The following is a 12591-nucleotide window of genomic DNA, read 5'->3' on the forward strand; positions in this document are numbered from 1 at the left end:
GGCGCCGGCCGGGGCGGGGAGCCGCTCCCGCCCTGCCGACACCCCCTAATGTGCAGGACCCGTGTTAAGCGGGTGCTGCGCGGACGTGACGCCCTCGTACCACTTCCGCGAAGTCGACGAAGATCAGGGACGCCGCAAGTTCACCCGGTTCACGGGCGACGCACCGGACGTTCGCCGTCACTTCCCGGTCCGGGCGAGGAAGGACAGCAGGTCCTGCCGGCTGACCACGCCGGTCGGCTTGCCCTCGACGAGGACGATCGCCGCGTCCGCCTTGCCCAGGACGGCCATCAGGTCCGCGACCGGTTCGCCGGAGCCGACCTGGGGCAGCGGGGCGGACATGTGCTTCTCCAGCGGGTCCTCCAGCGAGGCGTTCTTGCTGAACAGCGCGTCCAGCAGCTCGCGCTCCACCACCGAGCCGACGACCTCGGCGGCCATCACGTCGGGGTGCCCGGCGCCCGGCTTGACGACCGGCATCTGCGAGACGCCGTACTCGCGCAGCACGTCGATGGCCTGGCCGACCGTCTCCTCCGGGTGCATGTGGACGAGGGAGGGCATGCGGTCGCCCTCCTTGTCGGCGAGGACGTCGCCGACGCGGGCGCTGGGGCCGGAGTCCTCCAGGAAGCCGTAGTCGGCCATCCACTCGTCGTTGAAGATCTTGCTGAGGTAGCCGCGTCCGCTGTCCGGCAGCAGGACCACCACGACGTCGTCCTCGCCGAGCCGCGCGGCGACCTCGAGCGCGGCGACGACCGCCATGCCGCAGGAGCCGCCGACCAGGAGGCCCTCCTCCTTGGCGAGGCGGCGGGTCATCTGGAAGGAGTCCTTGTCGGACACGGCGACGATCTCGTCCGCGACGGTCCGGTCGTAGGCGGTCGGCCAGAAGTCCTCACCGACGCCCTCGACGAGGTACGGCCGGCCGGAGCCGCCGGAGTAGACGGAACCCTCGGGGTCGGCGCCGACGACCTTGACCTTGCCGTCGCTGATCTCCTTCAGGTAGCGGCCGGTCCCGGAGATGGTGCCGCCGGTGCCCACACCTGCCACGAAGTGGGTGATCCTCCCCTCCGTCTGCTCCCACAGCTCGGGGCCGGTCGAGTGGTAGTGGGAGAGCGGGTTGTGGGGGTTGGAGTACTGGTCGGGCTTCCAGGCCCCGGGCGTCTCGCGGACCAGCCGGTCGGAGACGTTGTAGTAGGAGTCCGGGTGCTCGGGGTCCACGGCGGTCGGGCACACGACGACCTCGGCGCCGTAGGCGCGCAGCACGTTGATCTTGTCGGTGCTCACCTTGTCGGGGCACACGAAGACGCACTTGTACCCCTTCTGCTGCGCCACGATGGCGAGCCCGACCCCGGTGTTGCCGCTGGTCGGCTCGACGATCGTGCCGCCGGGCTTGAGCGCGCCGCTCTCCTCCGCCGCCTCGATCATGCGCAGGGCGATGCGGTCCTTCACGGAGCCGCCGGGGTTGAAGTACTCCACCTTGGCCAGGACGGTCGCCCTGATGCCCTTGGTCACGCTGTTGAGCCTCACCAGCGGGGTGTTGCCGACGAGGCTGATCATCGAGTCGTGGAACTGCACCGTTGTCTCCGGATGCCGCAGAAGTGGTCTGAGTGGTGCCGCCAGCCTATGGCCTCGCGCCTCGTCATGGTCCGTGACGGTCGTTCACTCGCTGTTGCGATTGGACGACGGGCTGTACGGGGCAAGCACAGGGTGTACGGGTTCGAGGAGGTGGCGGCGACGCATGACGAGCATGTCGAGGGCGCGGGTGGCCCGGCGGATCGCGGCCGGCGCGGCGTACGGCGGTGGCGGGATCGGCCTGGCCGGGGCGGCCGCCATGGGGCTGCTGCTGGCGGAGGTGCAACTGGCGCGGCGCCGGGTGGGCAACGGCACGTCCCCTCATGTGCCGAACGCGGACGGGCGGTACGGCGGTACGTACGCCGGTCCCGGGCAGACGCCGCTGCGGCTGACGATGCTGGGTGACTCCACGGCCGCGGGCCAGGGCGTGCACCGCTCCGGGCAGACCCCGGGGGCCCTGTTGGCCTCGGGGGTCGCGGCACTGGCGGAACGCCCGGTCGAGTTGCGCACGGTGGCGACGCCCGGAGCCCGCTCGGACGATCTGGACCGCCAGGTGGCCCTGGTGCTGGCCGGCCCGGTGCCCGACATCTGCGTGATCATGATCGGCGCGAACGACGTCACCCACCGCATGCCCGCCACCCGCTCGGTGCGCTGTCTCGCGTCGGCGGTACGGCGGCTGCGCACGGCCGGTGCCGAGGTCGTGGTGGGCACCTGTCCCGACCTGGGCACCATCGAGCCGGTCCGGCAGCCCTTGCGCTGGCTGGCCCGACGGGCCTCCCGCCAGCTGGCGGCCGCCCAGACGATCGGAGTCGTCGAACAGGGCGGCCGCACCGTGTCCCTGGGCGACCTGCTGGGCCCCGAGTTCGCCGCGAACCCGCGTGAGCTCTTCGGCCCGGACAACTACCACCCCTCCGCCGAGGGCTATGCGACGGCGGCGATGGCGGTCCTGCCGACCGTCTGCGCCTCGCTCGGCCTGTGGCCGGCCGAGGAGGAGCGCCCGGACGCCTCCCGCCGCGAGGGCTTCCTGCCGGTGGCACGGGCGGCGGCGGAGGCCGCCTCGGAGGCCGGTACGGAGGTCGCGGCCGCCCTGCCGACCGGGCCGCGGGGCCCGTGGGCGCTGCTGAAGCGCCGGCGGCGCAGGCGGGTACCCGAGCAGGAACCGGCCCCGGCCACACCGTCGAGCTGAGGGAGCCGAAAAAGCAAGCGCTTAGAAAACTGCGGCCAGGGTCACACCGCCACACCCGTGACCCAGCCCATACGTACGGGTAACTTCCCAGTCAGCCCGCCAGACCACCCGGTACGTCAATGGAGCCGTGATGCCCGAAGCCGTGATCGTCTCAGCCGCCCGCTCCCCCATCGGCCGCGCCGTCAAGGGCTCCCTCAAGGACATACGCCCGGACGACCTCGCCGCCACCATCGTGCAGGCCGCCCTCGCGAAGGTCCCCGAGCTGGACCCGAAGGACATCGACGACCTGATGCTCGGCTGCGGCCTGCCCGGCGGCGAGCAGGGCCACAACCTCGGCCGCATCGTGGCCGTACAGATGGGCATGGACCACCTGCCGGGCTGTACCGTCACCCGGTACTGCTCCTCGTCCCTGCAGACCTCCCGCATGGCCCTGCACGCCATCAAGGCCGGCGAGGGCGACGTCTTCATCTCGGCCGGTGTCGAGACGGTCTCCCGGTACGCGTTCGGCAGCTCCGACATGCCCGGCACGCACAACCCGCTCTTCGCCGACGCCGAGGCCCGCACCGCCGAGACCGCCCAGTCCGAGGGCTCCTCCTGGCACGACCCGCGCGAGGACGGCCTGCTGCCCGACCCGTACATCACGATGGGCCAGACCGCCGAGAACCTGGCCCGCGCCAAGGGCGTCACCCGCCAGGACATGGACGAGTTCGGCGTCCGCTCGCAGAACCTCGCCGAAGAGGCCATCAAGAACGGCTTCTGGGAGCGCGAGATCACCCCGGTGACCCTCCCCGACGGCACGGTCGTCGCCAAGGACGACGGGCCTCGCGCCGGCGTCACCCTGGAGGCCGTCCAGGGCCTCAAGCCGGTCTTCCGCCCCGACGGCCTGGTCACGGCCGGCAACTGCTGCCCGCTGAACGACGGCGCCGCCGCGCTCGTCGTCATGTCCGACACCAAGGCCCGCGAGCTCGGCCTCACCCCGCTCGCCCGGATCGTGTCGACCGGCGTCTCCGGCCTCTCCCCCGAGATCATGGGCCTCGGTCCGGTCGAGGCGAGCAAGCAGGCCCTCAAGCGGGCCGGGCTGACCATCGACGACATCGACCTGGTGGAGATCAACGAGGCGTTCGCCGCCCAGGTGATCCCCTCCTACCGCGACCTCGGCATCCCGCTGGAGAAGCTGAACGTCAACGGCGGCGCCATCGCCGTCGGCCACCCCTTCGGCATGACCGGCGCCCGCATCACCACCACGCTCATCAACTCGCTCCAGTTCCACGACAAGCAGTTCGGCCTGGAGACGATGTGCGTCGGCGGCGGCCAGGGCATGGCCATGGTCATCGAGCGCCTCAGCTGAGCGCCGCACCGTAGCCGCAGCGGCACCGCCCGTGAGGCAATGGCCCAGAACCCGGAAAGCACCAGGGTTCTGGGCCGTTTTGTGATCCAATCTCCCCCAGGATGTGACCTATCTCCCTCTACTCGGGGAGATTCCCAGGTCACAGTGGTCACACCCCCTCCCCCGAGACCGAAGCCCTGTCCGTTTCGTGACGTTACGCACTGACAGCTGCTTAGTCCGCCCTTCAAGCTGATGTAGGAAGTCGGGGGTCGACTTTGAACCGGGAGTACGTCAGTGAGCGCCATGCCGATCGCGTTGCTGGTCACCACGGCCGCCACGGGCGCCGTGGGTGTCGCCGTCCTGCGCACCGTCCTGCAGCTGCGCCGACAGGTCGCCGCCCTGCACACCGCGCTGGCCGAGAACCGCGCCGCCATGACCCGCGCCCTGCTGCCCGCCGCCCGTACCGCTGACGCGGACGAGATACGGGCCGCCGTGGCCGCGGCGCTCGCCGAGGAGCGGGAGCGCGAGCTCGCCGAGGCGCGGGCGTTCTGGGCCGCCCAGGAGACCCGTGACGCCTCCGACGCGCCGTCGCTGCTGGGCCTGCCCGAGACCGACCTTTTCCTGCCCCGGCAGTCCGATTTCGCGGGTCTGGAGCCGGTGTCCGAGCCCGGCGCGGACACCGAGGAGCCGGCCGGCGAGTCCGCCGAGCTGGCCGCGGCCCGTCGCCGCCACCCCTCCCACCCGGACTTCGTGCCGAACCCCTCGCCCGTGGTGAACGACCACGAGCGCACGGTCGCCACCCTGGAGGAGCTGGCCGCCTCCCGCGTCGAACTGACGGACGTCCGCCCGGGCCCCCTGGGCACCCTCGACGTCTACGTCTTCGCCGACGGCACGACCCTGTGCATGACCCCGGGCCACCGCGAGACCGCGGAACGCCTCGCCACCGCCCTGCGCACAGGCAAGACCCCGACCCTCCTGGGCGGCTCGGGCGTATCAGGCGCGTACTCACTCACGTTCGAGTGCGGCGAGGAGAACGTCTACATCCTGGCGGACCGGGTCATCGCTTCCCTATAGGGAAGCGCCCCCAAGGGGCGCGGGGCTGTATCGATGTGCGGCTCCGCCGCGCGGGCGCGACAAGCCACACACAACCCGCACCCGCGCACGGCGCTAAACCCCCGCCCGCTTCTGCGCCTCCTCCACCACCCTCACGGCGTCGTCGACGTCCGACGCACTGGGAATCACGACCGCCAGATCATGCCCGGCCACGGTGATCTGATCTGCGGCAGCAAACATCCCCGCATCGGGCATCTCCCGAGGCTCCACCCCCGGTTCCTCCAGAGCCTGCGCCCTGCGGGCCAACTCCCGGGCCAGCCCGAGAGCCTCGGCGGCAGCGCCCCGCTGCAGCCGACTCTGGGGCGCAGCCCTCAAACGATCGGCGAAGTGATCCACCGCACGGGTCAGAGGCGTCGTATCAACCACGTCGCGAGCGTACGCGTCGCACCGGGACTGTTGCCAACGGGCGAACACTCAGGCACCGTGACCTGAAGGACCGGCTTACATCCCAGCGTCCGGAGGCGCCGATGTCCCAAGTCTTCTCCGAAGAGACTCATCGCAACATGCTCGCCCGCATCCCCCACTGCACCGGTCGTCAGATCTCCGACTGGCTGCGCACCGTCGACGAAGGCCCGGCGCTCTTCCGCTTCGAGGAAAAGGTCAGCTGGCTCCGGCACGAACACAACCTGGCGTACGGCCACGCCAAGGCGATCGTCCACGAGTACGACCTGAGGAGGGCCGCGCGCAAACTGCTCTGAGCGCGCGAACGACAAGGGCCCCGGTCGAAGCCGGGGCCCTTTCGCGTACGACCGTCGAGGACTAGTCGTTGCTGTTGAGGATCGAGATGAGCCTCAGGAACTCCATGTAGATCCACACCAGCGTCAGCGTCAGGCCGAAGGCCGCGAGCCACGCCTCCTCGCGCGGGGCGCCGTAGGCGACGCCGTCCTCGACCTGCTTGAAGTCCAGGGCGAGGAAGCAGGCGCCGAGGATGATGCCGATGACGCCGAAGACGACACCGAGGGCACCACTGCGGAAGCCGAGGCCGTCACCGCCGCCGAACACCGCGAACAGCAGGTTCACGGTCATCAGCAGGATGAAGCCGAGCGCGGCCGCCATCACGAAGCCGTAGAAGCGCCGGTTGACGCGGATCCAGCCGGCCTTGTAGGCGATCAGCACACCGGCGAAGACCGCCATGGTGCCGATCACCGCCTGCATGGCGGCGCCGTCGGCGATGCGGTTGTCGACGATGTTGGACACGACGCCGAGGAAGACACCCTCGAACGCGGCGTACGTCAGGATCAGCGCGGGCGAGGCCTTGCGCTTGAAGGACTGCACGAACGCCAGGACCATGCCGATCAGCGCGGCGCCGATGCCGATGCCGTAGCTACGGCTGATGTTGGCGTCGTCGACCGGCAGCAGGGCCCAGGAGAGCGCCGCGGTGAGGATGAGCACACCGAGCGTGCTCGCCGTGCGCAGGACGACGTCGTCGATGGTCATCCGGCCGGTGGTGGCCGGAGCCTGCGGCGGTGCGCCGTACTGCAGGTCCTGCTGGGCGTAGGGGTTCTGCGCGTACGGGTTCTGCGCGTACGGGGCGCCCGTCGGCTGGGCGTACGGGTTGCCCTGCGTGGCAACAGCGGGACCCCCGGCCTGCGGCGCGGTGTTGAAGCCCGCGTAGCCGTTGTCGCGGCTGAACCCCCGTCGCGAGAAGACCGGGTTTCTGCTCCTCATTTCACTCCTCCATGGCCACCGTGCGTGGCCTTGGCTCAAGAGTAATAGGTAGGCAAAGGATTGACCCTAGTGCTTGGGGAGGATCTTTCCCTCGTCGTGGTGCGCAACACGCTACGCCGCCTCGTGATTCCCCTCACTGGAGGGGGGGTTCCTCATCCGCCGAACGGGAAACCCGTGTAGCCCTCGGCCAGGTCGGTCTCGGCGGCCCGCGAGGAGGCGATGCGCTCCAGTCGGGCGAGCTGGAGCCGGTCCTCGAAGCCGGTCGCGCCGGGGGCCCGGTGCAGGAGGGTCGTCATGTCGTAGGAGAACCGCTCGGCCTGCCAGATCCGGCGCAGGCAGGTCTCCGAGTAGGCGTCGAGCAGGTCGGGTGAGCCGGTTTCCTGCTGGTGGGTCAGGGCCCGGGCGAACGTCACGACGTCACCGACAGCGAGGTTCAGCCCCTTGGCCCCGGTCGGTGGCACGATGTGGGCCGCGTCACCGGCGAGGAAGAGGCGGCCGTGGCGCATGGGCTCGTGGACGTAGGAGCGCATGGGCGTCACCGACTTCTGCGTGATCGGGCCGCGCTCCAGGCGCCAGTCGTCGGCGGTCTCGAAACGGCGCCCCAGCTCGTCCCAGATCTCCTCGTCGCTCCACTCCCCGGCGTCCGTGCCGTCGGGCACCTGGAGGTAGAGGCGGGAGACGGACGGCGACCGCATGGACAGCAGGGCGAAGCCGCGGTCGTGGCGGGCGTAGACCAGCTCGTCGTGCGAGGGCGGCACGTCGGCGAGGATGCCGAGCCAGCCGAAGGGGTACGTCCGTTCGAAGACCTGGACCAGTTCGGCGGGGATGGCCTTGCGCGCCACGCCCCAGAAGCCGTCGCAGCCGACGACGTACGCACACTCCAGCACGTCCTCGCGGCCCTCGCGCCGGAAGCGGACGCGCGGGGCGTCGGTGTCCGCGCCCTCGACGGCCAGTGCCTCCGCCTCGAACAGCAGCGGGCCGCCGTCCTGGAGTTGGAGGGCGATGAGGTCCTTGCAGACCTCGGTCTGGGCGTAGACCGTCACGGACCGGCCGCCGGTGAGGGCGGGGAAGTCGACGCGGTGGCGCCTGCGGTCGAAGCGGAGTTCGATGCCGTCGTGGCGCAGACCCTCGCGGTCCATGCGCTCACCGGCACCGGCCGCGCGCAGTACGTCCGCCGTCCCCTGCTCCAGGATCCCGGCCCGCTGCCGCCGTTCGACATAGGCGCGGTCGCGGCTCTCCAGGACGACCGAGTCGATGCCGGCGTTGTGGAGCAGCCGGGCCAGGAGGAGGCCGGCCGGGCCCGCTCCGAGGATGCCGACGGTGGCGCGCATCGGGCACCTTCTCTCTCAGGTTCATGGAGTGCGTCCGCCCGCAATGCGCGTGCGTTCGCACAGTGAAAATTATTTCACTGTGTTCGGATGTGAGTTTCCGACGGCATGCGCCCGCTGTCAACGGGCATGCCGTGAACTCTTCAATGAACCATGCAGGGGTCGGAAGGTGCCCGGAGCCGGACTTGAACCCTTGCGGGCCAAGGCTCTGACCTGCGACGACTCCGCGACCAGCGGTTTTCATCCCTCCTCAGCCCCCCTCAGACCTCCCGTGCGCCCATCCTTGGGCGCACTGGACGCACGCCTCCTATGCAGGGGAGGACAGCTCTGGACCGTCCTGCATGCGCCCTATTGCGTCCGTGCGCCCGCCGGAGGACCGTGGCATCCCCGACTAGGCGGATGCGTGCAGTCTCCAAGAGGCACCCGAAAGCGGTAAGCGCTTCAGTGGTCTGACGACTGTTCACCGCGCGGCGCCCTCCAGAGCGGACCGTCAGACGTCTCTCTGGTTCACGAACCCTAGGGACGCCAAACCCTCCGCCCGGCACAGCCGGTCGGACGCGCCGCCGACCTCCGTCTGCAGAAGCTGATACGCGGCACCCTGCTGGTAGCCCCAGTGCATCGCCGCCCGCCACAGAGCCCGCCCGTATCCGTCCCCCCGGTACTCCGGCAGCACGCCGAAGTACTGGGGCAGCTGGCGCACCGCGCCAGCCGGGTCGGCCATCGTCTCCATGGGGCCGATGGCGCCGGCCACGCGGCCCCCGTGGAGGACCGTGAGGACCGGGCCTACCGTCCCCGCCTGCATCTGCTCATGGAGGAACGCGAACCCGTCGGCCGCCATCCGTTCCGCGAACTCCGCGAACCCCTCCTCCTCCCGGAGCTGCTTGTCGTGGTGGACCTCCACGGCCGGCACCCCTCCCGGCCCCTGGGCGAAGTCCTTCAGCTGCACACGGGTCCCGACACCCCGGGCGTACGCCTCGGGCTGCTCGGGGCCTAGGAACCACACCACACGGGCCTTGGCGGCAGCGTGAACGGCGGCCAGCTTGCGGGCCAGGTCGGCGCCGGCGGTCAGGCTGTCCGGCTCCGCCCCGTACACATGGACCTTGACGACCCCGGCGCCGCGCTCCAGGAGGGTCGGCACGAGCGTCTGCGTCCGGTCGTGCTCAATGGCGTCCACGAGGACGCTCTCCGCCTTGACGGGCGACCAGCGGCGGTCCTTGTCGTAAGGGAGGAAGCGGCCGGTGCCGGCGACCTCCACGACCGCCTCGAACATGTCAGGGACGGGGTCGCCCGGGCGGACCGGGCCAAGAGTCGGCACGTACGGCACGGGCATCACGGGCTCCATCCAGCCCCAGTGAAAGCGCATGACCGCACGCTACCCACCCGGCGCGCATGCCGCAGGCCCCGACCGGAACTGCTGGCGGGGCCTGCGTTCATGACCGGACGCGGCCGCTAGTGCGGGTTGTCGTCACCGGCGGCACAGCTGCACTTGGCACTGTCCATGACGGTGTCCATGTCCGCGATCCCGGTGACCGTCCTCACCGGAGGCACCGCCGCGAGGACGGGCCGGGTGAAGTACGGCTCGCTGCTCCCGGGGCCGTCGCCCGGGAGAGGACGGCGCGGCGAGATCTCGACTGCTACAGCGGTCATCGCTCAACCTGCTTTCTTATCTCCGTGCTGGCAGTAAGCGGCCAGCGGCGCCTTCGCCTCCTGGTAGTGCTTAGCCAGGGGCCTGCACACGCGGCAGGAACCGGCCAGGGTGCATCCCGAGCACCCGCCGGTGCGAAGCATGAGGCGGTCAGCGATCGCGCCCAGCCGGGCCAGGCCCTCGATGCCCTCATGGGGCAGGCTGATCTGATCGTCACGACCGATCTTGCAGATGGACACCAGCCCGTGCGGGTCCATGTGAAAGAAGGTGTGGCCGGCGTTGCAGCCGGTGAAGGTCTTGCGGACCCGGAGGTGCTCGGCGGACTGCGCGGTGAGGACTTCCCCGCCGCCGTAGATCGTCGGCGTGATGTTCGTGAACACCTCGTACTCGACGCCCCAGCCCCGGCAGAGGTCGATCATGGCCTGTTCCTCGTGACCGTTGTCCTCCGTCACGACGATGGACATGCGGAGCGGCAGCCGGGCGTGCCGGGCGGCGTTCATGCCCTGAACGAACTGGTCCCACGCGCCCTCGCGCTGCGTCAGCTCGTCATAGCTGCGCTTCGTCGCTCCGTACACCGACACCGTCACCCGGTACGGCGGGCGCTCCGCGAACATGTCGAGGAGGTTCTGCCGCCACAGCAGGGAGGCGTTCGTCGAGACCGTGATCATCATGCCGTGGTCCCACGCGTGCCGGTAGGACCGCATGAAGTCCTTGTCGACGGTCGGCTCCCCGCCGGTCACCTGGAGGAACAGCACCCCCGCCTCCGCCATGACGTCCAGGCACCGGCGCTTGTCCTCCCACGGCATCCCGGAGTTCATCTTCAGCCCGAGATAGCAGTGCTTGCACGCGTAGTTACAGCCCAGGTTGATCTCCCAACTGGCCTTGCCGTACCCCCACGTCGAGGGCTGGCGGACGAGCAGGAACTCACCGGCCGGGCGGCCGGTCACGCCCAGGTCGTCCCACTGCTCGCGGACGGCGTCGGCCAGCCAGGCCGGGGCCGGCGCGGCCGGGTCGAGGACGCGCAGCTCCTCGTAACGGTCCACGGGCAGCAGGGCACCACCGCGGCTCCCCGGCCGTACGAGGACGTGCTGCTCCAGAAACGGACTGGCGATCACGGAATGCATGCAGGCTCCAAGAGTGAGTCGGTCGCTCAGGTCGGGGGCGGGAGTCCGGGGAGGACGGCCCCGGCCGCACGGTCGGCCGGGGCCCTCGCCCCGGCGCCGCCCTCCCCCAGGAGGGACACCGGGACGATGTCCCGCCCCGGGCCGGGACCGTCCACAGTGGGAGGAGGGCGGAGGTCGGGCGCCGGACTCCATCGGCGTCATGCCGGCCAGGGGCGGGAGTTCAGAGGTGGAGGCAGTAGCCAGAGCGGTGCCGACCACCATGCAGGCGACCGCCTCCGTACGGGCTGTCACAGCGGCCCCTCACGCACGAGGCGGAGGTGCCGGCCGGTGCAGCCCCGCAGGGTCGACGACCAGCACGGCGGGCAGGCGAACAGTGCCCCGACCGGGCCGGACTGCTCATACCGCCAGCCCAGCAGGCGGCGGCGCGCGTCGGCGTCCCGCACCAGGTGCACATCTGTATCGGCACCGCGGCCGGGAGCGGCCCGACCACAAACTCCACCGCCATGCGCAATGGGTCGGCGTCCGTCGCCCAGTGACGGCGCGTCGGGACGCGCAGCCACTGCATCACGTCCCGGTGCCCGCCGGGCCCGCACATCAGCAGTTCCGCGCCCTGCCCGTGTACCTGGATGCCGGCGGTCCGGGTGTCGGGCCACGTGTCCGCGCTGCCGGGCGGGACCGGCCACAGCAGGTGGCCGGCGGCCGGGTCCTCAAGGACCGGCTCGGACCGGTCCGCCAGGACGTCCAGGACGAGAGGCCCCCACCTGGCGGGCACGGTGACGGCGTTCCATGTGCCGTCGACGGCGACCAGGTCCAGCGGCCCGTACTGCGGCAGGTACGGCGGCGCCATCAGCGCTGCGGTGGCCATGAGGCGGTCACCTCCTCCCACACGCTCTTGCCCCAGGGCAGCGGGATGACCCCCCAGTTACTCGACAACGCGTCGACCAGGCGCAGGCCCCTGCCGGACTCGGCGAGCAGATCGCCCTCCAGGACCTGCGGCATGGTCCGGCTCTTGTCCGTGACCGCAACGCGCACCCGGTTGCGGGCCGTGCGGGTCACCGTCAAGCGGACGATGCTGCCCGTGGCGTGACGGGTGGCGTTGCTCGCCAACTCCGACACCAGGATCTTCGCGTCATCCTTAAGGTGCTCCAGGTGCCAGACGGCCAGCACTATGGCCACCATCTGGCGGGCGTCCTCAGCGGTCTGCTCGTCCCGCTGGAGGACGCCGACGTACGCCGGATCTCCGGTGGCTGAGACGATCGGGCGCCAGGACGGCCGCAGCCGTTCCACCCTTTCGGTCTCAGTGATGCTCGTGCTCGCCATGCTGACGCCCCCAAGCGGCTGTCGTGCATTTTCGGAGGCGGACCCGGGGCCCGCCCTTCAAGCCAACAGCGGGTCAACTTCTCCGTGAGGACATCCAGGCGGACATTCCGGCGGACATTTTCAAGAGAGGGGACATCCCCATGTGTCTGCAACCGGCTACGGTCAGTGGACGATCGGATGAGCGGAGTCACGACGTGGCCGAGGGAGCAACGCTCTTCGAGCAGGCATGCATCGCTCAGGGCTGGGACACAACGGGTAAATTCGTGCAGGCCTTTGAGGAGACAGCGGAGCTCCTGGGCGAGCCGGTCACTGTGACC

At 70.5% G+C, this 12591-nt stretch carries 13 protein-coding genes; 4 read left to right on the top strand and 9 right to left on the bottom strand.

The annotated features are described in order from the left end of the window. Positions 1–177: 177 nt before the first annotated feature. Entirely contained in the window at positions 178–1566 is a 1389-nt protein-coding gene (locus SSQG_RS15575) for a cystathionine beta-synthase (RefSeq protein WP_003990746.1), read from the bottom strand. 163 nt (positions 1567–1729) lie between these two features. On the opposite strand from SSQG_RS15575, the gene SSQG_RS15580 reads away from it, so the two are divergent. From SSQG_RS15580 to SSQG_RS15590, 3 genes are all read left to right on the top strand, one after another. Continuing rightward, on the top strand, positions 1730–2749 hold the full coding sequence (locus SSQG_RS15580) for an SGNH/GDSL hydrolase family protein (RefSeq protein ID WP_003990747.1): 1020 nt from the start codon (positions 1730–1732) through the stop codon (positions 2747–2749). Positions 2750–2879: 130 nt separating this feature from the next. Continuing rightward, on the top strand, positions 2880–4097 hold the full coding sequence (locus SSQG_RS15585; RefSeq protein ID WP_039932820.1) for an acetyl-CoA C-acetyltransferase: 1218 nt from the start codon (positions 2880–2882) through the stop codon (positions 4095–4097). 273 nt (positions 4098–4370) lie between these two features. After that, complete coding sequence (locus tag SSQG_RS15590) at positions 4371–5150, top strand: hypothetical protein (RefSeq protein ID WP_003990749.1); 780 nt, start codon at positions 4371–4373, stop codon at positions 5148–5150. Between the two features lie 93 nt (positions 5151–5243). On the opposite strand, the gene SSQG_RS15595 is transcribed toward SSQG_RS15590, so the two are convergent. Beyond that, positions 5244–5555 (bottom strand): hypothetical protein, encoded by a 312-nt coding sequence (locus SSQG_RS15595; RefSeq protein WP_003990750.1) that lies wholly within the window; start codon positions 5553–5555, stop codon positions 5244–5246. A 101-nt stretch (positions 5556–5656) separates the two neighbouring features. On the opposite strand from SSQG_RS15595, the gene SSQG_RS15600 reads away from it, so the two are divergent. Then, positions 5657–5887 (top strand): DUF4287 domain-containing protein, encoded by a 231-nt coding sequence (locus tag SSQG_RS15600; RefSeq protein ID WP_003990751.1) that lies wholly within the window; start codon positions 5657–5659, stop codon positions 5885–5887. A 61-nt stretch (positions 5888–5948) separates the two neighbouring features. Here the strand turns inward: SSQG_RS15600 and SSQG_RS15605 are convergent, their stop codons facing one another. The 7 genes from SSQG_RS15605 to SSQG_RS15635 form a co-directional block, all read right to left on the bottom strand. Beyond that, positions 5949–6857 (bottom strand): Bax inhibitor-1/YccA family protein, encoded by a 909-nt coding sequence (locus SSQG_RS15605; protein WP_003990752.1) that lies wholly within the window; start codon positions 6855–6857, stop codon positions 5949–5951. A gap of 152 nt (positions 6858–7009) precedes the next feature. Beyond that, on the bottom strand, positions 7010–8188 hold the full coding sequence (locus SSQG_RS15610) for a 4-hydroxybenzoate 3-monooxygenase (RefSeq protein ID WP_003990753.1): 1179 nt from the start codon (positions 8186–8188) through the stop codon (positions 7010–7012). A gap of 487 nt (positions 8189–8675) precedes the next feature. Beyond that, on the bottom strand, positions 8676–9548 hold the full coding sequence (locus SSQG_RS15615) for a GNAT family N-acetyltransferase (RefSeq protein ID WP_003990754.1): 873 nt from the start codon (positions 9546–9548) through the stop codon (positions 8676–8678). A gap of 86 nt (positions 9549–9634) precedes the next feature. Then, positions 9635–9832, bottom strand: coding sequence for a hypothetical protein (locus tag SSQG_RS15620; RefSeq protein WP_003990755.1), 198 nt, complete (start codon positions 9830–9832; stop codon positions 9635–9637). A 3-nt stretch (positions 9833–9835) separates the two neighbouring features. Then, positions 9836–10954 (bottom strand): radical SAM protein, encoded by a 1119-nt coding sequence (locus SSQG_RS15625; RefSeq protein WP_039932822.1) that lies wholly within the window; start codon positions 10952–10954, stop codon positions 9836–9838. 220 nt (positions 10955–11174) lie between these two features. After that, positions 11175–11819 (bottom strand): hypothetical protein, encoded by a 645-nt coding sequence (locus tag SSQG_RS15630; RefSeq protein WP_003990757.1) that lies wholly within the window; start codon positions 11817–11819, stop codon positions 11175–11177. Next, positions 11801–12274 (bottom strand): ATP-binding protein, encoded by a 474-nt coding sequence (locus SSQG_RS15635; protein WP_244299139.1) that lies wholly within the window; start codon positions 12272–12274, stop codon positions 11801–11803. Before SSQG_RS15635 ends, SSQG_RS15630 begins: the two co-directional genes overlap by 19 nt. Positions 12275–12591: the final 317 nt, after the last annotated feature.

The sequence above is a fragment of the Streptomyces viridochromogenes DSM 40736 genome (genome assembly GCF_000158955.1).
GTDB classification, from domain to species: Bacteria; Actinomycetota; Actinomycetes; order Streptomycetales; family Streptomycetaceae; genus Streptomyces; species Streptomyces venetus.